This is a genomic window from Robertkochia aurantiaca (genome assembly GCF_020166495.1).
Classification (GTDB): Bacteria; Bacteroidota; Bacteroidia; order Flavobacteriales; family Flavobacteriaceae; genus Robertkochia; species Robertkochia aurantiaca.
Genome location: NZ_JAINZS010000002.1, coordinates 55,463 through 76,644 on the forward strand (window position 1 = coordinate 55,463; position 21,182 = coordinate 76,644).

Annotated in this window: 18 protein-coding genes and 1 tRNA gene; 9 read left to right on the forward strand and 10 right to left on the reverse strand. The window is 41.4% G+C overall.

Annotated features, from left to right (window positions below):
- Positions 1–134 precede the first annotated feature (134 nt).
- Positions 135–989: a LytR/AlgR family response regulator transcription factor gene (locus K7R10_RS02705; RefSeq protein ID WP_224483150.1), complete on the reverse strand. Its 855-nt coding sequence runs from the start codon at positions 987–989 to the stop codon at positions 135–137.
- A gap of 315 nt (positions 990–1,304) precedes the next feature.
- On the opposite strand from K7R10_RS02705, the gene K7R10_RS02710 reads away from it, so the two are divergent.
- A complete protein-coding gene (locus K7R10_RS02710) occupies positions 1,305–2,261 on the forward strand; it encodes a DUF3179 domain-containing (seleno)protein (RefSeq protein WP_224483151.1) in 957 nt (318 codons plus the stop codon).
- 168 nt (positions 2,262–2,429) lie between these two features.
- Here K7R10_RS02710 and K7R10_RS02715 read toward each other — a convergent pair whose 3' ends face one another.
- From K7R10_RS02715 to K7R10_RS02725, 3 genes are all read right to left on the reverse strand, one after another.
- On the reverse strand, positions 2,430–3,248 hold the full coding sequence (locus tag K7R10_RS02715; RefSeq protein ID WP_224483152.1) for an SDR family oxidoreductase: 819 nt from the start codon (positions 3,246–3,248) through the stop codon (positions 2,430–2,432).
- 109 nt (positions 3,249–3,357) lie between these two features.
- Entirely contained in the window at positions 3,358–3,765 is a 408-nt protein-coding gene (locus tag K7R10_RS02720) for a VOC family protein (protein ID WP_224483153.1), read from the reverse strand.
- Between the two features lie 816 nt (positions 3,766–4,581).
- Positions 4,582–5,742 (reverse strand): hypothetical protein, encoded by a 1,161-nt coding sequence (locus K7R10_RS02725; RefSeq protein WP_224483154.1) that lies wholly within the window; start codon positions 5,740–5,742, stop codon positions 4,582–4,584.
- A 402-nt stretch (positions 5,743–6,144) separates the two neighbouring features.
- Between K7R10_RS02725 and K7R10_RS02730 the strand changes: the two genes are divergently transcribed.
- A complete protein-coding gene (locus tag K7R10_RS02730) occupies positions 6,145–7,077 on the forward strand; it encodes a DUF5996 family protein (protein ID WP_224483155.1) in 933 nt (310 codons plus the stop codon).
- A 330-nt stretch (positions 7,078–7,407) separates the two neighbouring features.
- On the opposite strand, the gene K7R10_RS02735 is transcribed toward K7R10_RS02730, so the two are convergent.
- Positions 7,408–7,785, reverse strand: coding sequence for a hypothetical protein (locus tag K7R10_RS02735; RefSeq protein ID WP_224483156.1), 378 nt, complete (start codon positions 7,783–7,785; stop codon positions 7,408–7,410).
- A 201-nt stretch (positions 7,786–7,986) separates the two neighbouring features.
- Here K7R10_RS02735 and K7R10_RS02740 point away from each other — a divergent pair, with 201 nt between their 5' ends.
- Entirely contained in the window at positions 7,987–8,832 is an 846-nt protein-coding gene (locus K7R10_RS02740) for a hypothetical protein (RefSeq protein ID WP_224483157.1), read from the forward strand.
- A 5-nt stretch (positions 8,833–8,837) separates the two neighbouring features.
- On the opposite strand, the gene K7R10_RS02745 is transcribed toward K7R10_RS02740, so the two are convergent.
- Positions 8,838–9,851, reverse strand: a complete 1,014-nt coding sequence (locus tag K7R10_RS02745) for a phage integrase SAM-like domain-containing protein (protein ID WP_224483158.1) — start codon at positions 9,849–9,851, stop codon at positions 8,838–8,840.
- Between the two features lie 690 nt (positions 9,852–10,541).
- Positions 10,542–10,618: transfer RNA gene (locus K7R10_RS02750), tRNA-Arg, on the reverse strand.
- A 254-nt stretch (positions 10,619–10,872) separates the two neighbouring features.
- Here K7R10_RS02750 and K7R10_RS02755 point away from each other — a divergent pair.
- From K7R10_RS02755 to K7R10_RS02765, 3 genes are all read left to right on the forward strand, one after another.
- Entirely contained in the window at positions 10,873–11,460 is a 588-nt protein-coding gene (locus K7R10_RS02755; RefSeq protein WP_224483159.1) for a hypothetical protein, read from the forward strand.
- Between the two features lie 93 nt (positions 11,461–11,553).
- Positions 11,554–13,539, forward strand: coding sequence for a S9 family peptidase (locus tag K7R10_RS02760; protein WP_224483160.1), 1,986 nt, complete (start codon positions 11,554–11,556; stop codon positions 13,537–13,539).
- A 23-nt stretch (positions 13,540–13,562) separates the two neighbouring features.
- Entirely contained in the window at positions 13,563–14,060 is a 498-nt protein-coding gene (locus K7R10_RS02765) for a DUF4440 domain-containing protein (protein ID WP_224483161.1), read from the forward strand.
- 10 nt (positions 14,061–14,070) lie between these two features.
- Here K7R10_RS02765 and K7R10_RS02770 read toward each other — a convergent pair whose 3' ends face one another.
- Positions 14,071–14,739 (reverse strand): TVP38/TMEM64 family protein, encoded by a 669-nt coding sequence (locus tag K7R10_RS02770; protein WP_224483162.1) that lies wholly within the window; start codon positions 14,737–14,739, stop codon positions 14,071–14,073.
- 52 nt (positions 14,740–14,791) lie between these two features.
- Positions 14,792–15,256, reverse strand: a complete 465-nt coding sequence (locus K7R10_RS02775) for a DUF4251 domain-containing protein (RefSeq protein WP_255610449.1) — start codon at positions 15,254–15,256, stop codon at positions 14,792–14,794.
- Positions 15,257–15,466: 210 nt separating this feature from the next.
- On the opposite strand from K7R10_RS02775, the gene K7R10_RS02780 reads away from it, so the two are divergent.
- The 3 genes from K7R10_RS02780 (at position 15,467) to K7R10_RS02790 (ending at position 19,337) form a co-directional block, all read left to right on the forward strand.
- On the forward strand, positions 15,467–16,480 hold the full coding sequence (locus tag K7R10_RS02780) for an App1 family protein phosphatidate phosphatase (RefSeq protein WP_224483163.1): 1,014 nt from the start codon (positions 15,467–15,469) through the stop codon (positions 16,478–16,480).
- A 176-nt stretch (positions 16,481–16,656) separates the two neighbouring features.
- Positions 16,657–18,432 (forward strand): serine hydrolase, encoded by a 1,776-nt coding sequence (locus K7R10_RS02785; protein WP_224483164.1) that lies wholly within the window; start codon positions 16,657–16,659, stop codon positions 18,430–18,432.
- A gap of 143 nt (positions 18,433–18,575) precedes the next feature.
- Entirely contained in the window at positions 18,576–19,337 is a 762-nt protein-coding gene (locus tag K7R10_RS02790) for an oxygenase MpaB family protein (RefSeq protein ID WP_224483165.1), read from the forward strand.
- Positions 19,338–19,420: 83 nt separating this feature from the next.
- Here K7R10_RS02790 and K7R10_RS02795 read toward each other — a convergent pair whose 3' ends face one another.
- A complete protein-coding gene (locus K7R10_RS02795; protein ID WP_224483166.1) occupies positions 19,421–21,178 on the reverse strand; it encodes a hypothetical protein in 1,758 nt (585 codons plus the stop codon).
- Between the last annotated feature and the right edge of the window lie 4 nt (positions 21,179–21,182).

The following is a 21,182-nucleotide window of genomic DNA, read 5'->3' on the forward strand; positions in this document are numbered from 1 at the left end:
CGCAAGTTTAAATGGTTGACACAAATGTAGAGTGGCTGCCCGATGCGATAGAAAATTAGTTCTGAATTACAAGTTTTTGTGACCGGCAACAAAGCCTTGTGACGAAAGAAAAGAAATGGTGATCAACAGCAATCTTAATCTGCCAGCTTTCTGAACGCTTCGATTCTCCCCCTTGAAACGGGAACAGGAAAATCCAGATTTTCAACCTGTAACATATATCCCTGGGCATTTCCTTCAACCTGCTGTATCTTATCAATGTTCACCATGTAACTCCTGTGGGACCTGAAGAGCCCGGGGTATGATTTTAACCTTTGCTCCAAAGCGTTCATAGTGAACCTGTAGACGGTTCGGTTCGTTTCAGCAGAAGTGCTGCTGAAAACCTCGATATAATTTCCTTCGCTGCGGGCACAGAGAAATGAACCGGTATCAATATAAAATTGCTGATCGCTATCTACTTCGATTTTAACCGATCTGTCACTCGCTGAAAGGGTTTTGTTAAAATGGATGTGTGCAGCCTGTTTTTCATGTTTTCGCTGCAGAAAATGGGTATAGACGTTCAGGGCAAGAAACAATATGACCCCACCTGAAAGGAAGGCATGCCAGACCTCTTCCCATAATATACCCAAAGAATGGTTGTACGGATTATCATAAATAACATCTCTGATGAGCCAGTTCACAAAACCTATGAGGAACAGTACGGCAACCACAGAAAAAAATTCCTTATAACGTTTCCATCTTTGTGTGTTCACAAGATGGTTCACAAGGAAGAAGAATATAAGGTATAGCAAAGTGGCAACGGTCACATGAACCAGGCAAATTACCCAGTACTCAAACAGGTGTTCACTGGGGTTTCGGGGAAAAGGAACTATGAAATATTCAAAAAGAAAACCTATTGCAAATAAGCAGGCGCCGATTAGCAGCAGCCCTTTACCTTGATGATAGTAAGGGTGATCAGTATTTAAAAACCGCTGAAGATTATTTATATTCATAATAAGACAAGCCCGAATTAACCGGGCTTTTCGTTCGCTATCTTACAAAATTTTAATAAATTCTAAGCACAACCCGATCAAAAATATAACCGATGAAAAGAATGATCAAATTTGCCGTCATCGTTTTCCTTGTGCTGGCCCTGGTACTCGGACTTTTTTATTTCTTCTTTATTTATGAACCCATGCGCTGATGGATCAGAAACTTATTCTTTCAAATTAAGACCGCACAAGATAGAAAGCGAAAAACAGTCTTTGCTTTTATCCGTCGTTTTATATTGATTAAATTGCTCTGTTGCATAAAAGCATGACCATGTAATGAGATATCCTATTTTAATACCTGTCTTGTTTGTTTTTCTTTGGGCCTGTAAAGACACCCAACTGCCAAGCCCAAAGGAGACTGAATTTGATCCTGGTCCCATTCAGATCTTTGCCCAGTCGCGTCCCGGAGGTCCTGTTTTCGATTATGCCATGCCGGTAGACAGAGGCCTGGAAGATTTAAACCTGACCGAGGTTGAAAAATCCGATCTTGACGATTCTGAACTTGTTCTAGGTCTCCTTCAAAATTCAGAACCTGTGGCTATTCCCATCAATATGCTCACTGGGTTCGAAATTGCTAATCTTCAGCTGGACAGGCAACCGGTGGTAATTACCTGGTGCCCGCTCGCTGGCAGTGCGCGTGCATTTTCCGCAGAAATAGACGGAGAAACCACTTTGTTTGATTTCGGAAGAGGACTTATCTACAACAATCTGCTCTTTGTAGACCGAAACAGCGGTTCGGTATGGAATCAATTATCCTGCAAAGCTGTGAAAGGTGAAAAGACGGGTACTTCCTTGCAACCATTACCGGGAATACAGGCCACCTGGAAATTCTGGAGATCGAAATATCCAGGGACAAAGGTTCTCACGAATTTGAATCGTTCGCAGATTTCAGGGCAAAAGACACGAAACCAAAAACAATTCTATACCACCTGGATTCCCGGAAAGACCATTCCCACCCGAACCACCTCTCATGAAGCTGACCATCTCGGACTGGGAATAAATCTGAATGAAAAGGCAATCTTTTTCCCTTTGGATAGCTTATTTGAACATACAACACCTGTAGAGATCCGGATCGATACCACCTTGATTAGGATATTCTCAGATAAGGAAGGAATAACTGCCTGGGCAGAAGATAAAAATGGCAACTTACTTCCGGCTACCCTCGCCTATAATTGGGCCTGGGACAACTTTTACCCGGATACCGCTGTTTACAAGGGGGAATTAGAGGATTAGTTCTACCTAAACTGTAAATGAAAAAGGTTGTTATACAGCCTGGATCGTTTATTTCAATCCTGATAAATACCTGGAAGCTTGTGAAGTTTAAGATGAATTCTCACAAAGATTCTCACTCTGGTAGAGATCACCTCAACCGATCTGCTGATTTTACAGATCATGGGGTTCTTATCCGTTTGCCGTAAAACCCGGAAAACAAGTCATGCCTCCATCTACATAAAGAGTGGTACCGTTGACGTATTCAGATTCATCAGAAGCAAGCCATACGGCTGCACTGCCGATATCATCGGGAACCCCTATACGCTTATATGGAATTAATTTCAGAAGTTTTTCCAGTGATTCCGGGGTGTTCCAAGCTTCCCGGTTGATAGGAGTCTGTATTGCTCCAGGAGCGATACTGTTTACCCTGATTTTGTGAGGCGCATATTCCTGGCAAATACTTTCCATCAACATGACCAGTCCGCCCTTTGAAGCCGCATAATTTGCATGCCCGGCCCAGGGTATGATCTGGTGTACCGAACTCATATGTATGATCTTTCCCAAAGACGTTGAAACATCAGGCCGCATGCCACGACGTAAAAATTCACGTATGGCTTCGCGTGCACATAAAAACTGGCCGGTAAGATTCACATCGATGACCCGCTGCCAGTCAGATAAACTCATGTCTGTTAAAGCAGCATCCCTTTGTATGCCCGAATTAGCAATACAAATATCGACCGTGCCGAATGTTTCTATGGTGGTTGAGAACATCTCAACTACATCTGCTTCATGGCTCACATCAGCCTGTATCGCAATGGCATCACCGCATAGGCTGTCTTTGCTGATCTGGTGAGCTACCTCTTCGGCGCTTTCTGCGTTAGAATGATAGTTTACAACCACATTGGCACCGTCTCTGCCAATTGCCAGGGCCACTGCCTTTCCTATACCCGAACTGCCTCCCGTGACGATACAGGTTTGTCCTTCGAGTCGTTTATTGGGTTTCTGCATAAAGAAAAATTTGGTGCAGGCCAATCGGTAAGAAGAAGCTTTGTTAAAGATACGTATTCATATGGCAGAAGGAAAAACCGGGAAAATATTTCTGACAAGGATTATAAAATCAAGACATTTTCTGCGGATCCATATAAAGCATGCTCCATCGGTGACCGTCGGGATCGGTGAATCCCATTACATACATCCAACCATCAACCTCAGAAGGTTCTGCGAAGACCTCACCGCCCGCCTCAATTACGGTTTGAGCCATGATGTCTACCTCTTCCCTGCTCTGGGCATCAAGGTTCAGCAACATTTCGTTCCCCGAGGCTGTGTCGGTAACATCATTGCCTGTAAAACGGGTAAAGGCTTCTTCAGGAAATACCATTACCACGAAATTTGAATCGCCCAACAAAAAGCTTCCGAGGTGATCGGCACCACGATGCATGGGGTTTTCACGGAAACCGATTTCACGGTAAAATCTTTTGGTTAGCTGCAAGTTTTTTGAAGGAAGGTTAAGCCATACAGTTTTCATGATAAGAGATTTTAGGGCAGCAGAAGATTTGAGGTACAACTGCTTATGTTCATAAATATAATCGAGAAAATTGAAAACAGAGCTTTAAATTCGATGTAATGTACAGACGATCGTAACCCGAGAACTTTACAATGGAGCTTTTGCCTGTAAAAATATGTTGTTGTAACAAATCAGGTTGAATCAGATCTTTTATCCAAATGGACCTTTTTAAAACCAATTATTTCAAGGTTGCTGTCTTTTCTGATTCCTGCTTCCTTCATCCGGAATAAGGTCAAACATCCCTTACTATAAGGCTCCCGGGAATCATACCGTTCAGGAAGGTATATGCAGGTCGATGATAATACCAATACCCTGTTTGACAGAAATGCTGATTTTGTCTAATGCTGCTTTGTTTTGAGCTTTAAGACTTGTTTAATTTCCTTGCGGTATACATATGAATAAAATATTACCTGCAGCACTGAAGTAACAATGAAAAATCTGCTGATTCGTTTTTTGGTTTTCTTTTTCATGTGTCTGTTTTTAAATCAAATGCGCTCAACTCTCAGATCAGGAAAAGACTCAGACGGTAAATTTGAAGCAAACAAGAGTAAAGTCAAAACGACAGATAAATGACTGAATATCTACAAGTTAACCATATATTATAATACACTCCATATTTTAACCAATTTTAATGCTTAATTAATCCCTGCTTTTCAATCGTAGAAAGCCTTTATTAATGAACTAGAATTACGGTCAATTGTGTTCAATTGAAGATAAAATTTCACGGGAAAGTCAGACTTATTTTCCAAAAAGTGTACAGCCCGTCGAAATGCTTCCTTATGGCTGTGCTCTTTTTCCGGAACGTTTACCCAAAAGATATCCGAGGTAAAAGGGTAAACCGAGTAGTATGATCAGTAAAATCACGAGGAAGAACAGCAGCGTCTTTATCATCCCGTGAAGTTCATCCATGGCATTCTTAACCCCGTTATCAGCGATTACTTTAGCTTCCCGGCTGAAAGCAATACGTTCCCGTTTAATGATGGTGTCCAGAGCAATTCTTTCTCTGAGTATCATTCTGTCGAGAGCATCCATTTCGTGGGAAAGAGTAGCCATACTTCGGTCCATTCCGGTATTCAGATCAGCGATAACAGGATATACCGAACGACGGAAATCTGCAATAGCTTCGGAAAGGATTTCCGGAGAATTAACAGCTACATCGGCCAGTCTTTCCAGTTCGTATTCGACTGCTGCCAGGCGTGACTCCAGCGGAACAGAGTCCAGTCCCTCTTCTTTTAAGAACAGGGAAGTCTGCCAGGCCAATCTTTTCCCTGCAACATCTGCACCGAAATCGAAGCGGTTTGTGGCGTCGGCCACAACTTCAGACAGGGTTCCCACAGTTCTTACAGCTGTGCTATCTTCAAGATTCCTGAACGAAATATAGGCGTCACGAATGGGCGAATGCTGTAAACCATCTGTAAATTTCAACTTATGCTCTGTGGCGTACGATTCAACAAAATCTTTGTAGCTTAAAAATTCCTTTTTATTCAATACACTGGCTGCAATATTTTCGACACGCTCCGCATTTGTTCGAACAGCTGAACGGGCAATCTGAGTATAGGAACCAAAAAGCGAATCGGCCTCAGGTTGTTCAAAATAGTGCTGCATCTCGAGCATATAAGACCAGGTATCTACCAGTGCCACCCGTGGTAAGGTTTGAAAACTGGTAGCCGAAAGCTCAGAAGCAGTGTGGATTTTCCATCTCAGTGCCCGCTTTTGGATCTCATTAAACCCCTCGGCCTCCTTTATAATGCTGTCGGCCGCTGTTTCAGTGCGCTCTAGGCTTTCTTCGGCAAAAGCCTGTATCAGCAGGCGGGTGTTGAGATCATTGACAGAAAGAGGTTCCTGCTCACTTTCGATCCTTACCAGGGAACAGGATCCGGCCAGTAAGGATAAAAAAACGGGAAAAATCAGAATCCGGAATCTTATAACAGGTATCATACTTTATAAAAGGAAATAATCATTTTTTCTAAAGGCACTCACCCTCAACATTCTGTAAATCATAGCGGTAAAATCGGGCGTCGCAATTGTGACAGCGATTATCAGAAATATACAAAAGCCTGCTTTTTAATGATTAAAATCTACGATTGAAAAGGCTAATTACACGTTAAATAGTAAGATCTCCCTTGATCTTCAAAAATTAATATTCAGTTTATGCGACCCTTTGAACGAAATCAGAACAGGAATTATTCCATCCCTACTAAATACTCCTCCATGACAGTATTGGGAAAAGTGGAATAAAACCCATTCATTATCCTTTTATGGAATCTCAAATATAAATTACTAATAATCAGTTAGTTCTGTTTTATCAGTATATTTAAGAACAGATAAATCCGGAACAATATGGCACCTTTCTCCGCGTCCTTTCCTGCCCTGCCCATAGACGAATGGGAACCTACAAAAGAAACACTACACCGGTATTTACAGATCGTAGGTAAGATCAGGCTTGCCCTGATGCCACGAAAGAATCACTGGTGGTATATTACGCTTTATGTCAACAGCAGAGGGATCTGTACCGGCCCTATCCCCTATAACGATTTTGTTTTTGAGATTCAGCTCAATTTTATACAACATCAAGTCGAAATATTCAGCAGTAATGGAAATCAGAGTAGTTTCAGCCTTGAAGATGGTTTAAGTGTAGGCAACTTTTACAGCAATATCATGAAGGGGCTCAGTGATACAGGCGTCATGGTTTCAATCAAGAATATACCTTATGACCTGGCTGATACTATTCCTTTTGATAAAGATTCGCAACATAACAATTACCAGAAAGAATATGTAACCCGGTTCTGGCAGATATTGATTCAGGTAGATCAGGTTTTCAAAGAATTCAGCGGCCGTTCGTACAGCAAGACTTGTCCGGTTCACCTGTACTGGCACCATATGGATCTGGCTGTAACCCGGTTCTCCGGAGAAAAAGGACCTCAAATGTCTGAAGGCAGCATCGCTGATCTCGATGCTTATTCTCATGAGGTTATAAGCTTTGGCTTTTGGGCCGGGGATAAAGATGTAAGAGCGCCCGCGTTTTATTCTTATACCTATCCTTCCCCTGAAGGACTGGAACAGGAACCATTAAAGCCTGCAGAAGCAATATGGATAGAGAACAACGGAACCCCCATGGCTTTACTGATGTATGATGATATCAGGCAGAAAGAAAACCCTAAGCAATTATTGTTAGAATTTCTGGAAAGCTCTTATCAGGCCGGTGCTAAAAGGGCAGGATGGGATGCAGAGCTATTGCGGGTACCGGAGCTGGATGAACTGAAAAAGGAGTAGACACTTCATTCATGCAGAGATCTTCATCAATGAGGACCTAACGATTACTTCGTGATCCTGTAACAACCACTCCTGAAAATAAAAACCATCCCCGCTGGCGCGGTGATCGCTTTTTTATTCCCCATTCACTAACAGGACCGAGCGTATTAAAAAAGGTCCGGTGGACCTTTTTAGCGTAGGGGCCAGCCGGCGGGGCGGGCAAACGACGCTCTGGGGTGAACAGGATTACTGCGTGATCATGTAACAGCCACTCCTGAAAATAAAAACCATCCCCGCTGGCGCGGCGATCGCTTTTTTTATTCCCTTTCGCTTTCAAAAGCAAGTGCAGGATTACTGCGTGATCCTGTAACAACCCCTCCTGAAAATAAAAACCATCACCGCTGGCGCGGTGATCGCTTTTTTTATTCCCCATTCACTTACAGGACCGAGCGTATTAAAAAAGGTCCGGTGGACTTTTTTAGCGTAGGGGCCAGCCGGCAGGCCATGCAAACGACGCTCTGGGGTGAACAGGATTACTTCGTGATCCTGTAACAGCCACTCCTGAAAATAAAAACCATCCCCGCTGGCGCGGCGATCGCTTTTTTTATTCCCTTTCGCTTTCAAAAGCAAGTGCAGGATTACTGCGTGATCCTGTAACAACCCCTCCTGAAAATAAAAACCATCACCGCTGGCGCGGTGATCGCTTTTTTTATTCCCCTTCGCTTTCAAAAGCAAGCTTTTGACACTCTGGGGAATAAAAAAACCGCATCATTGCTGATGCGGTTTTTGCTTTAAGTGATCGCGACAGGATTCGAACCTGTGACCGTCTGCTTAGAAGGTTAAATATCACTGCTCTATTTTAAAGACTAACAAAGTTTCAAGTAATTTATTTGCAATATATTTACAATAATATACCACAAAACAAGAAAAATGAGAGGTGGATTTAAGTTTGTAGATATATTCGATAAGGAATTTTTAGAAGATTACCCTTTATATAAAAAGTATGATATCACTTTAGAAGATATACCCAAAATGCTTCTTTGGAATCAAGTTTCTATCAACGAATATTGTAATCATTGTAAAACTAATGAAACCTTCAATTTAAAAGCAAATTATGATCAAATGCTCCCTTCTTTCATGAAAGGATCATCTCAATCAAGCATTCTAAATTTCACCTTGTATTTCAAGTGTCAATCTTGCCACCAATTCGAAAGGATTTATTCAATTCACCTCGATGAAGAAAATAAAATTATGTTTAAGACAGGTCAGTATCCTCAATGGGAGGTTGAATCGAACAAAAAGCTGAAAAAAACATTGGGTAAACATTATAGCAATTACAACAAGGGTTTAATATGTGAGGCTAACTCTTATGGGATTGGAGCATATGCATATTATAGAAGAATCATCGAAGAAATTATCGTAGAATTAATCGAAAAGATTGAAGAGATGATCGATGATGATGAAGATAAACAAGTTTATCATGAGGCATTGGAAAAAAGTAAACACTCTAAAAATGCCACCGAAAAAATTAGTTTGGTTATGGATTTATTGCCTGCTTCCTTAAGATTAGATGGGATAAATCCTTTAAAAACCATTTATGATGAACTCAGCGAAGGTCTACATGGGGCTAAGGAGGTAGAATGCTTAAACAGTGCAGAAATAATGAGGAAATGCATAGTATTTCTAATAGAACAAATTGACTTACAACTTTCAAAGAAACAAGTCTTTACAAAAGATATTAAAGCATTATTGGATAAAAAGGCAAGAAGACCGTGAGAGCATCATATAAAAATTTGCTTATTAATTTTTGCTAATTCCTTATCAATAATTGAATTAGGTAATCTTCTTTGATAACCAAATGTGATTCCTTGGGGTGTATGACCCTGAATCTGCATTATAACAAGAGTATTTATAAGTAAATTTCCAGCATAAGTCCTGAATAAATATCTTGGAGATTTGGTTTTCAATTCTGATTGAAATTCTAAAGCAGCTGAAATCGTTTTAAGTGACCTATTAATATTCTGTCGATGATGTTTATACCTCTTGTCAATAGGTATAAAAGAAAAAATCCGTCTTGAAGATCTGTCCCCGTATTTTTTTATTATATCTAACGCATATCGATTTAAACGGTTATCTATTATAGGACCTCCTCCAGGTTTATTTTTATTCTTATAGCGTTGAAATCTAATTCGATCGTTGGAAATATTGTCCCAAGTTAAATGAGCTATGTCAATATAATCCTGTCCACCGATAGCGAACTGAAACAACCAAATTCGAGCGGTTCTCTTCATGCTACGCTTATTAGCAAGAGAACTCGAATTGGATTCGTAGTTAAAAATTCTTCGAAGATCTTCAGGTGAAATGTTGGGTATCTCTTTCTTCTTGCCCTTTTTAATGAGACCCTTGAAAGGGTTCCCAGACTTGATGCCGTACGACTCCCTTCTTTGTGCTTCTAAATAAATCGTACGCATGGACCGCAAATAATAAGAAATACCATGCTCACCTGTTCCTGAGAGCTTTTTATAAAGTATGAACTGATTTAAAAGCTCATAGTTTATATCATTGATTAAAAGGCTTTTACCAGACAGGAATTTTGTTAATTGATTTACAGCCTCCTTGAGATGTTGGGAGGATAGACCTTTAGCTTCCTTTTCATAGATTAGGATATTAGCAAATTCAGAAAAGGTTATGGAGTTTTTTGACCTTAAATTTTCCAAATCTTTTTCAAGCTTATTCACTGCGAACTGATCATTAGGTCCATTCTTTATTATATAAAGTGAATCCTCGTAGTTCAAATCATATTCGTTACAATAATCTAACCTTCTACTTAACTTATATTCAATTTTTCTTATCTCAGTAGTGTGATTTAACTCCTTTGAGAACTGATAAATTTTTAATGGTATGTATGTGTATTTACCCTTATAGAATAGTCTAATTTTAACTGGGAAACCCTTTTTAGTTGATCGTCTCTTATCAAGTATGACCTTGCCCCTAATCATCCTTCTCTGGAGTTTTGAAAATTTGCAATGAATTTGCAATATCCTTGCAAGCCTAAGACTTAGAAAGAATTCACTGCTAATTTTAGTTTAATAAAGAATATTGATTATAAGAGCTCCAGAAGGTTGGACTTTTCGAATGCAATATTGGATTGCTTGAACGAATATATTACTTGAAATAAACCCGGTAAAACGCTTCAACTGAAAAGCGAATAAATTCGATAACACGGTCCTATCTAAGGTTATTATGGTAAAATTAGAGTATTTATAGCCAAAGGGATATGCCTTATAAAAGCGATGTTTAAATGAAGGTTTAAAGCCAAATTTGGATTAAGATTATAACAACAAATTGAATGAAAATTTGTTTTCTTTTTGATCGAGAAGAAATGGTTAGTATTCCACTTTTTATTCCACTATTAGATAGAGCACATTAAACCGACCCTTAATATAAAAACCACGAAACCCCCAGGGTTTACTGAGGGTTTCCGGTGGTGATCGCGACAGGATTCGAACCTGTGACCGTCTGCTTAGAAGGCAGATGCTCTATCCAACTGAGCTACGCGACCCTTTTGCTTTCGGGCTGCGAATATACAATTAAACTGAAATAAGATGCAACTAATTTTTCAATTTTTATATCCCGACCCGCTGATTGGAACGTTTATCACAGATAATTCTCAAGGCTCATACGTTCTATTTTGATAATTTTTGAAATATTTTTCCTACATTTGAAATAAGGGTAGCCCCAAATCCCTGTATATGAACTGGATTTTTCTTACCATACCACTTCTTTTCTCTAACTTAACCATTAACCATATGCTTTATGAAAACCTTATCCTGCCTTCTGCTGTGCCTGATATGCTATGCCTGCGCAGACAGCAACACCTCCAGTAAACATGAACTCTTGCTTGACGGGTCCCGCATAGATCTTGAACTTCCTTCACAATTCAAAGAATACAACAGCGAAGCTCTGTCTGGTCTTATTCAGAAAAAGAAATCCATGAACGAAATCATGGCATTGGAGTCATATCGTTCCATGCTTCAGTCAGATGAACGATTGCGTATTTTTATCGATACCTCAAACGTCTTGAACAATATACAAATGGTAGCCGGACACAATATTCCGATGACTAAAAATACGGCACAGATGCTTAGCACCATAACCCGGGATGATCTCTACCTAAAAACGAGGTCTATGGGTGCCAAACTCGATATTCTGGAAACTTCGGTCAATAAAGGACAGCATCAGTATATCAAACTGAAATATGCTATTGAAATGGAAGACGACACCCTTTACCAGACCAACTATGTGCTGAAAGGCCCTGAACGTTCATTAGGCCTTATTCTTGCCAATGACGGGCAGGAAGACCTGGAGGAAAAGATCAGGCAATTCAGATTTATACAGCAATGATCTTACTTCAAAGGTATTGCCACCGGCAGAAGAATAACGCTTTTTCACTGAAATTCAATATCTTGTGATAGTATAATTTAAATATCTATCACCATGAGACTTTTGTTATTTCTGGCGGTCGCTTCTGTTTCGCTCATGATCCGGGCTCAGGAAAAACAGACACTGACTCCTGAAGATATCAGCAACCTTCGATCAGTTACAAATGCCATGTTGTCTGAAGATGGAGAGCATATTCTATACACTATAACTGTTCCCGCAGATCCAAAGGAAAGCAATGAGCTCCCTGAAACACACCTTTTTAAGCATAGTATTGCTTCAGGACAACAGGTGACATTGGTAAATAACCTAAGTGTGAGCCAGGTACAGTTCAGACCCGGTTCACAGACAGTAAGCTTTATAGCTAAACCGGAAGGCCAGGAAACCTCAGCCATATACGAGATCGCATTATCGGGAGGAGACCCGGAAAAAGTCTTTGAATTCACCACAGATATTAAAGATTACTACTGGCATCCCAATGGCTCTGTTCTGGCTTTTACCGCCAATCCTCCCGAAGAAAACGAAGAGGGCTCAGAACTTCCATACCAACCTGAGATATATGAAGAAGAACAGATCAATACCGCAGCCTATATCGTCTCTCTCGAAGAGGCAGTCTCCCGTAAAGTAAATATGGATTATCACGTAAGCCAGGTCAAATGGAGTCCTGAAGGATCACATCTGGCCGTGAAAGCAGCTCCTTCTCCCCTGGTCGATGACTTTTATACAAGTTCCAAGATCTTCATCGTGAATCCATCCAGTTATCAGGTCAGCAGAAGGATCGATCATACAGCCAAACTGGGAGATTTTGAATGGAGTCCCGATGGCAAACATATCGCCATGATCGCAGGAGCCGATAAGAATGACCCCATTGATGGCAGACTGCTGATCACGGCACTTTCTGACGGAGAACCACGAATCATCAAAAAAGATTATCCGGGCGCATTCGAACAGGTGGCATGGCTGGACAACCAACACCTGATGACCATCAGCAGTGAAGGTGTCTATAGCAAACTTCAGAAATTCGATATAGGAAATGATTTCGAAACAGTATTTCATCAAAAAGATATCGACCTCAGCCATTTCAGTGTAAATAAAGGAGGCATCATTGCCCTTATAGCCAATACCCCGCAACACCCGGATGAGCTCTATCTGAAATCGGGAGACAGTAATGTAAAACGCCTGACCGACCTGAATCCATGGCTTAAGGAAAAAGCTATGGGAAAACAGGAAGTCATCTCCTATGCTGCAGACGATGGTACCAGGGTCGAAGGGATACTTATACACCCAGTCAGCCAGCTCGACAATGCTCCGCTCATAACTGTGGTTCACGGAGGTCCGGAAGCGCATTACGATAACGGCTGGCTAACCGCTTACAGCGTACCGGGACAGATGGCTGCAGGGAAAGGATACGCCGTATTCTATCCTAATTACCGTGGCAGTACAGGTCGCGGACTGACCTATGCCATGTCAAGCCAGGGAGATCCGGCAGGTAAGGAGTTTGACGATATCATAGACGGAATAGATCACCTGATTGAAAATTACGGTATAGACGGGTCCAGAGTTGGAGTGACAGGAGGATCATACGGGGGTTACGCTACCGCATGGATGGCTACCCGGCATACCGAGCGGTTTGCTGCCGGTGTCATGTTTGTTGGAATCAGCAACAATCTTTCAAAATGGGGCACCAGTGATATACCGGAAGAAATGTTCCTGGTACATAGCAGGAAGCGCATTTGGGATGACTATCAGTTCTTCCTGGAACGAAGTCCGATTTACTATGCCGATCAAAGTAAAACACCGTTGTTGATCATGGCAGGCAAAGATGACACCCGTGTAGATCCCGGACAATCTTATGAGCTTTACCGTCATATCAAGACAAGAACAGATACCCCGGTGCGACTGGTGCTCTACCCCGGAGAAGGCCACGGGAACAGAAAATCAACTGCACGCTATGACTACAGCCTGCGCATGCTGAGATGGTTTGACACCTATCTGAAAAAGGAAGGTGACGCCATTCCTGAGAAGCCCACCTTAAAAGATTGAATTAGTAATTAAAAACCAACCATATGAAAAAAATAATCTTTACAGTCTTTTGTGCAGTCACCTTCATTGCCTGCCAGGAGGAAAAACCAGTTATTGAAGTTACTGAAGTCGAAGACAAAATGGACATGAAGGCTATACTCGAAGGAGTTGAACGCACCCGCGAAGGATTTACCAACGCCATCAATCAAGGCCGATTTGAAGACATCGAGAATTTCACTCATCCTGATCTCTACGTTGTCGGGCCCGGCAGCGCCGATTGGGTAAAAATGAGAGAGCTTGCCGCCGAAAAAGGAACATTTGGCTATGACAGTATCATTATGAGTCCGATCGAAACGATCGTCATGAGCGATAGTATTGCCTACGATATGGGAACGAGCAAAGTTTTTTATACCGATGAGCAAGGAAATGTAATCAGTCTGAAAGATACCTACATAGCCCTGCTGAAAAAGGGAAATGATGGCGAATGGAAATTATGGCGGGAATTGGCTACCTCGACTGTGCTAGACACTCTTGATCAATAATAGCAAAGTATCAATTCCTGAAAAATCGTTTCCATAAGTAATGAATCAGAAGCAGAAGAAACATCGCCACTGACCCCCAAAGCATCCCCTCTTCAAAGGAGTCAGATGTTTCCCCGAGCACAGCTATGGCTATGGTCAGCGGGGTGGTCCCAGCGACGGTGGCCAGAATGAAAGTGAAATAGTCAATCCCCAGAATACCCGCCACAAAACTGATGGTATCATTTGATAATAAAGGATTCAAACGGGTAATAAAAACTGCCCAGAAACCATAGTCTTTAAGAAATCCTTCCAACTTTTGTTCTTTATTTCCCCCCAGAAATTTTTCCATAATCGACGGCCCCACATAACGTCCGGCGAAGTATCCAACTGTAGAAGCCGCAAAAACAGCGAAAATGGCCAGAACAGAGCCCCAATAAGGCCCGTAAGAAAGAATGGAAACAACCATGAGTCCTACACTCGGAATCACGATAAGAAACATCTGTACGATCATTAAAATAATGATCAAAAGGGGAGCCAGCCAGCCGAAACTTGTGATCCAATCCTTGATCTGAGAGGGTTCCCCGCTCTTCAAAACATCCCAGCCCTGATTCACGAAAGTCTGAAATTCCGGGGAAAGAAACCAGGCAATGACACTCAACAACAATAATCCACCTGAAATATAAAGAGGAAATCTTTTCATCAAGCAGGTATATAATCAAATTGATTCATCTGAGAGATATCGCTAACTTGCTTTATTCTGATTCTATTTGTTTTACGTTGCCCTGATATCCGATAGAGAACCTTTGAGAACTGTTCACCCATACTGAAGCATTCAGATTAGGAAAAAGTATCAGGTTTATCTTATAACTCTCTGTCTTTTTACTGGCCGAAAAACTTATATTGTATCGTTCTTTATCTTTATCGAATGACACTTCAAGGTCTCTTGCCGGGCCATCGAAAGTGATTCCGATATCTCTGGCTCCATAAGGAGCAGACATCTGCCTCTCTCCGAAATACGGCAGATCAGCCTTCACACTGTCACCTTTCATGATCAGATAATTGGGGGTTCCCTGAATGTTGATTCTGCTGGCAGTATTACCCGGCCAAAGCAAGCCTGAATTAACAGCCGCCTGAAAGCCCTGTGAGGGCAAGGGAGCCGCATAATTCGCACGTATTTCAAAATTCATGGATTCAACCAATTCATGTAGCTTTTCCAATTGGACTGTCTTCTCCGCTGCGTTTTGCTGAGAGCTGCAACCAGTAACAATACAGAATAGAGTGATCATTAAAAACTTGTACCAATTCATGATTCCGGTTTTTTCGCTGTTTATTTCCATATAAGTTAAACAGTATTTTACTGATAACTAAAGGCTTTTGAAAAAATCTATTTATTTTCCGGGTGACTTATTCTTTCTTAAGCTTTCAACATGGCATCAAAGAATCTCTTCAGGAAAATATTAGGAAGAAAGAAACCGGTGATCGTATTGCCTTATCAGGGTTTTGCTTCTGATCAACAGATTTATGCAAAGGCAAGGGTGCTTGAAGATGAGGGTATCAAACACCATCAAAATGACAGCCTGCTGAAAAATCTGTACAATTCGTATAAACGGTTTGAATCTGATGAAATTAAGAATGCCCTGGTAAGAGTACATATTTTAGATATGGAATTCACCTATCGTTCAGATAAGGAAGGATATATTTACGTAGACGAGAAAGTAGAAAATGAAAGCCTGCAAAAGGTCTCCTCAGAATGGATACCTGCCAGATTCCAACTGCTCCATAAAAATGAGGAAGTGTTCACTACAGAGACAAAACTGTTAAAGCCACTTCCTGTATCAAACTTCGGAATCATAAGCGATATGGACGACACGGTTCTTCAAACCGGAATCAGTTCCCGGTTCAAACACCAGGTGCTGATCAATACACTTTTAAGACATAGCTCGAAAAGAAAACCTCTTGAGGGCATGAACCGCTTCTATAAAAAACTGAGAAAAGGTCCTGAGCAAAACAGCAGTAATCCATTCTTCTATTTGTCTAACAGCCCCTGGAACTTGTATGACTACCTGATCGACTTTCTGGATTTTCATGACTTCCCCGAGGGCATATTGTTATTAAGAGATTTCGGGCTTCACCTGGTAAGAAAAAAACATTTCACCGTTCGGAATAAGTACCGAACCATCAGCAGACTGCTAACTACCTATCCCGATATGGAATTCGTTCTCATTGGTGATGCCGCCGATCAGGACCATGATATCTATCTCGAAATAGCCCGAAATTTTGAAGACCGGATCAAAGCCGTATTTATTCGTAACATAAAGGGTTCAAAGAAATCAGTCTATGTAAAAGAACTGATCGAAAATACAGCTCATGTGAAAGCTTTTCTTTTCAACGATGCAGATGAGGCCTTGATAAAAGCCAGGGAGTTTGGGCTCATAGTCTGATCGCCGGTAAGGAGTGAGCCGTCGTCCAAACCCCGGAACCTTCATAAGCCTTATATAGAAGAAAAAACCTGAAATGCATTAGTTTTGAATGTTATGACATAAAGGTGACACCCAAATGTCGTAACGATGTACCGGTTTATCGGCTAGTTTTGACATGTCAAACAAAAGATAAAATCATGAGTAATCAAACTATAGGAAAGAATCTGCTTTATCAAAGGCAGTTAAAAGGATTGACACAGGAAGAACTGGCTGAACGCACCCAGGTCACCGTTCGTACCATACAGCGAATCGAAAAGGGATCTGTGAATCCGCACCTCCAAACCATAAAATTACTCGCAGCCGCACTGGAAATAGAACCGGGCGATCTGTTACCCCTTGATGATCCCAAAAAGGAAGATATTCAGAAGAAATGGCTTATTTTCATGCATGGTACCCCACTTTTCGGGCTGTTTCTACCCCTCTTCAATATCCTGATCCCCCTGTTCTTATGGATTCATAAACGGGACGACAATGATCTGTACGACCAACACGGGAGAAAGATCCTGAATTTTCAGATAACTGCTACCTTACTTTACATGCTTTCATTCGTGGCCTTACTGACCATAGAAAAATGGGGATTCATAATTTTTATCAGTTTCATCCCTCTGTACCTGGGTATTATTCTGATCAACGTGATAACAGTGGTAAAAAAGACACGCTGTTTTTATCCACCTTCCATACCCTTTTTCCGAACCGCATCTTCTAAAACAAAAAGGCATTCCAGTTTAGTACTGATCGTTCTGTTATTGATGTGTACCGCTCCCTCGGCTCACTCCCAAACGATCGAAAGGCTTGACGGTTCTGAAATTCAGGTGAAAGACCTTAACCGGGAGATTGAAATACTCATGGGAAAAGCCAATGTAACCGGGATGGCAATCTCTGTTTTCAATAATTCAGAAGTTGTTCATACGCAGACATACGGATTTAAAAACGCCGATTTACAACAAGCCCTTTCACCTTCAACAAATATTTACGGGGCTTCATTCAGTAAGGCGGTTTTCAGTGTCCTGGTGATGAAACTGGTGGAAGAAGGTTTTATAGACCTCGATACGCCCCTGCAGTCTTATCTTCCTAAGAAGATATACCAGTATGAACCTGAAACACGCTGGCATGACGATTATTCAGATCTGAAGAATGATTCCCTTTACTCAAAAATAACCGCCAGAATGTGTTTATCACATACAGCCGGTTTTCCAAATTACCGTTGGTTCGAGCCGGATCAGAAGCTCAGGGTGGTAAACCAACCGGGAGAGCGTTATCAATATAGCGGCGAAGGCCTGATATATCTCCAGGTAGTACTGGAAAAGATAACCGGAAAAGGACTGCAGGAACTAGCTGAGGATCGGATTTTTAAACCCCTGAAAATGACCAACTCCTCTTATCAGTGGGAAAAACGTTTCGAGAAAGATTTTGCCTTTGGGCACAACCGTGAGGAACGAAGGTATAAAAAAGATAAAGACAATGAACCCAGGGGTGCCGGAACGCTTGAAACCACAGCCCAAGACTACACGCTATTCCTCCAAGCCGTATTAAACCGGAAGCTTCTTTCTGAATCATCATATAACGAGTTGTTTAGTCCGCAGATACGCATCAGAACCAAAAATCAATTCGGCCCGGGAGCCAATAAGATGACCGATGCCAATAACGATATCAACCTCAGTTATGCTTTGGGGTGGGGCTATCTGGAAACACCTTTTGGAAAAGGAGTGTTCAAAGAAGGTCATGGTAATGGTTTTCAGCATTACTCCATTTTATTTCCTGAAACGGGTAAAGGGATTATGATTATGTCGAACAGTGATAACGCTGAAAGTATCTTTAAATATGTTTTGCAAGTCGCACTCAAAGACACCTACACGCCCTGGAAGTGGGAAAATTATATTCCCTATGATCATGAACCAAACACAGGTTCCTAGATTCAATATGCCGGGTTCGGTGGTATAGGTTAAAGATCTGAACCTTAGGAATAACGGATAGGAGTAGATGTTTTAAGTTAAAACACCCCTAAAACTTCACAGATCATTTCTTTTAAATCCCGGCAAGATGTATATTTCTGATAATGAATTATTTCGTTGAAAAAGGTTCGGTCGTTAGAGAAATATGGGGGCAGGGCGATACCATCTTACTGATATTCGCCGGGGCTGCTGCTGAATTCGCTTTGAATAAGGCGGTAGACTGGCTGTATTTTACCGGACGACTCCCTGCCGATCCGCTGGGTAGGCTATTTTCAACCGTAACCTATGCCAGGGATATCGTATTTTCAGCAGAGAACAAGGCTGAAAGCGCTATCGACCGGATCAGTTCCATCCACAGCGCGGTTGAAAAATCCCGTGAAAGAAAGATTCCTGACTGGGCATACAGAGATGTGCTGTTCATGCTGATAGATTATTCGATACGTTCATACGAGGTATTCGGTCACTCCATGGATCTCGCGGAAAAAAAGGAAGTCTTTGAGGTTTTCTTGAGAGTGGGAAGCCGAATGCAGATCAACGGATTACCCCGGGACTACGATAGCTGGGTAGATATGCGTGAAAATCATATCATAAATAACCTGGAGAACAGTTATCTTACCGGGAACCTCTTTAAACAATACCGTAAACACCTGGGACCGGGCCGGTATTTACTCTTAAAGGAAGCTCAGAAATTGGTTGTTCCCATACAAGTAAGAAAGATGCTTGGATTCAGCAAACGCTCAACGCTCTCGCCATTTCTACCTGTTTACAGATCCCTGAAAGGAACCAAGTGGGAATGGCCGTTAAAAAAGCTGATCCTGCCTGAGGAATATGTAGACAGGATCAAAGCTTTGGATATTCCTAATTGATTTCCCAAAGCCAGTCATCATGATTGGACTTTAGAATAAGTCTATCTTCTATCAATTGATGTATTAAATTTTGAAACAAATTTTCAGTCTTTAACAATGAAGCTCTTTTTTAAACTAACAGGTTTCCCATAAGAGGTGAAACCATCCAGAAAGATTTCGAATTCACCCGTAAGGTCTGAAGTAAAAAAAGAAAAGTCGAGACTGCTGCCTTTTATTTCAACGAAAGGTTGCCAAAGAAGCAAATCTCTATAATCCGGTACACGGGCATATTCCTTATTTTCATCTTCATATCGCTGAACAAAATACTGTTTTGTAGGTTGGGGAGCATTAATGGGTGATTTGACGCCTGACAGAGTATTAAAATCGTTTGCGTAATCACCCTCGAATGTTTCGATAGCCATTATTCCCTGGAATTGTTTATCAGCGATCTGAAATTGGTCTCGTACCAGGCTTACAGACTTAATCTTTCTGGCATCGAAGTCTTTGATCGATTCATGGTCTCTTATGAACACCCCGTCTATCAATACGATCGCAGGAAAATCGTTATACCCTTCATTATAAGTTTCAAAATCCTGTAGTATTCTGATATAATGATTTCCTTCTTTATTTCGCCTGTAACCGGCTGTATTTAAAATTTCAATCAGCGTTTCCTCGAAAGTTGGAAAACGGGTATAATCATCAAGCTCAAAAACCTCGGGAAGTCCTCCGTTAAATGGATCAAATATATCTCCTGCCTGAATTGAATCTGGTTTCATCGTAAAAAACTGATTTTCGACCTGATTATGAACACTCCTTTTAAGTATATTCTCTCTCATAGATTCGTCCAGATAAAATGGAGGAAAATCCAGGTTAGTTACATTCAAGGCTTTTGGAGAACCCACTTGAATAGCCAGCTTCCTTTCCTCTTCAAGTGGCTGTACTACAACTCTATTCCCCTTATAATCCTTTCTTAGGTAGGTATAAAAGTTCCCCAGGGAATCAGTGGTAGAGAACTTCAGAATGAATTGTTCTCCCGGAATTGAAATCACCAGGGGCACCAATACTGCAGGCTCACCGTTCATTTGCTTTGCTGTGCCATAAAGCAATTCACCGCGCTGTTCCGGAAGAAAGATACTGTCTCCGACCTGTTGTGGTATCTGCCTGCTTTTATCTGGGTAAGATTCGCCGAATTCCATGGCACTGAGTTGTTCGAAAACTTTCAGGGGTGATTTCCTTTTGACCTTAATGGTGTAGGTCCCATACCCTAATTTCCCCTTGTAGTTCTTTAGAGTGAGCTCAATTTTCTCCCGCTTTCGGTATTGACGACGACCGGTCTGCAACCCGATGGTAGCTGAATCTGCCAGTGGTTGCTTTTTTTGGAACGCTGCCAGACTGAGCGAATCTCTAGCTGAAGGAGCCCTGAGATGATCATTCCTGTACGGGTTAATAATTGTAATATCATCCTGGTAAACCTGTGACAGACCAATGTTTTTCATCCACTGCGTATACCCCAGTAATTTATAGTTCCCCGAGGGGAGATCAGTACCTATAAAAAGATCGCCCTGCCCAAATCCCTTTTGTAATTTTATCTTCTGTTTCAACACAAATTCCCCCCGGGAATTCACTAATGACACATAGCCTACCTTACTGATCGAACTTGATCTTCTGGATTCCGCATTGATACAGTAAAATGCATATTTCAAATATTCTCCAGGAAAAACCACAGATCCTGTATAACTGATATAAACGATCTCGAGGGGTAATTTCTTAAGATTTGTCAACTCATCTTCGTTCTGTATCACATATTGGGACCAGAGAGCTGATTGAGAGAACAAGATAATGATCAGAAAAAAATGTCTCATTTCG

What these genes read in the sequence shown, in the direction of transcription:
- K7R10_RS02705 (WP_224483150.1), bottom strand. Translation starts at nt 989, where the DNA reads ATGAATATAAATAATCTTCAGCGGTTTTTAAATACTGATCACCCTTAC.
- K7R10_RS02710 (WP_224483151.1), top strand. Translation starts at nt 1,305, where the DNA reads ATGAGATATCCTATTTTAATACCTGTCTTGTTTGTTTTTCTTTGGGCC.
- K7R10_RS02715 (WP_224483152.1), bottom strand. Translation starts at nt 3,248, where the DNA reads ATGCAGAAACCCAATAAACGACTCGAAGGACAAACCTGTATCGTCACG.
- K7R10_RS02720 (WP_224483153.1), bottom strand. Translation starts at nt 3,765, where the DNA reads ATGAAAACTGTATGGCTTAACCTTCCTTCAAAAAACTTGCAGCTAACC.
- K7R10_RS02725 (WP_224483154.1), bottom strand. Translation starts at nt 5,742, where the DNA reads ATGATACCTGTTATAAGATTCCGGATTCTGATTTTTCCCGTTTTTTTA.
- K7R10_RS02730 (WP_224483155.1), top strand. Translation starts at nt 6,145, where the DNA reads ATGGCACCTTTCTCCGCGTCCTTTCCTGCCCTGCCCATAGACGAATGG.
- K7R10_RS02740 (WP_224483157.1), top strand. Translation starts at nt 7,987, where the DNA reads ATGAGAGGTGGATTTAAGTTTGTAGATATATTCGATAAGGAATTTTTA.
- K7R10_RS02755 (WP_224483159.1), top strand. Translation starts at nt 10,873, where the DNA reads ATGAAAACCTTATCCTGCCTTCTGCTGTGCCTGATATGCTATGCCTGC.
- K7R10_RS02760 (WP_224483160.1), top strand. Translation starts at nt 11,554, where the DNA reads ATGAGACTTTTGTTATTTCTGGCGGTCGCTTCTGTTTCGCTCATGATC.
- K7R10_RS02765 (WP_224483161.1), top strand. Translation starts at nt 13,563, where the DNA reads ATGAAAAAAATAATCTTTACAGTCTTTTGTGCAGTCACCTTCATTGCC.
- K7R10_RS02770 (WP_224483162.1), bottom strand. Translation starts at nt 14,739, where the DNA reads ATGAAAAGATTTCCTCTTTATATTTCAGGTGGATTATTGTTGTTGAGT.
- K7R10_RS02780 (WP_224483163.1), top strand. Translation starts at nt 15,467, where the DNA reads ATGGCATCAAAGAATCTCTTCAGGAAAATATTAGGAAGAAAGAAACCG.
- K7R10_RS02785 (WP_224483164.1), top strand. Translation starts at nt 16,657, where the DNA reads ATGAGTAATCAAACTATAGGAAAGAATCTGCTTTATCAAAGGCAGTTA.
- K7R10_RS02790 (WP_224483165.1), top strand. Translation starts at nt 18,576, where the DNA reads ATGAATTATTTCGTTGAAAAAGGTTCGGTCGTTAGAGAAATATGGGGG.
- K7R10_RS02795 (WP_224483166.1), bottom strand. Translation starts at nt 21,178, where the DNA reads ATGAGACATTTTTTTCTGATCATTATCTTGTTCTCTCAATCAGCTCTC.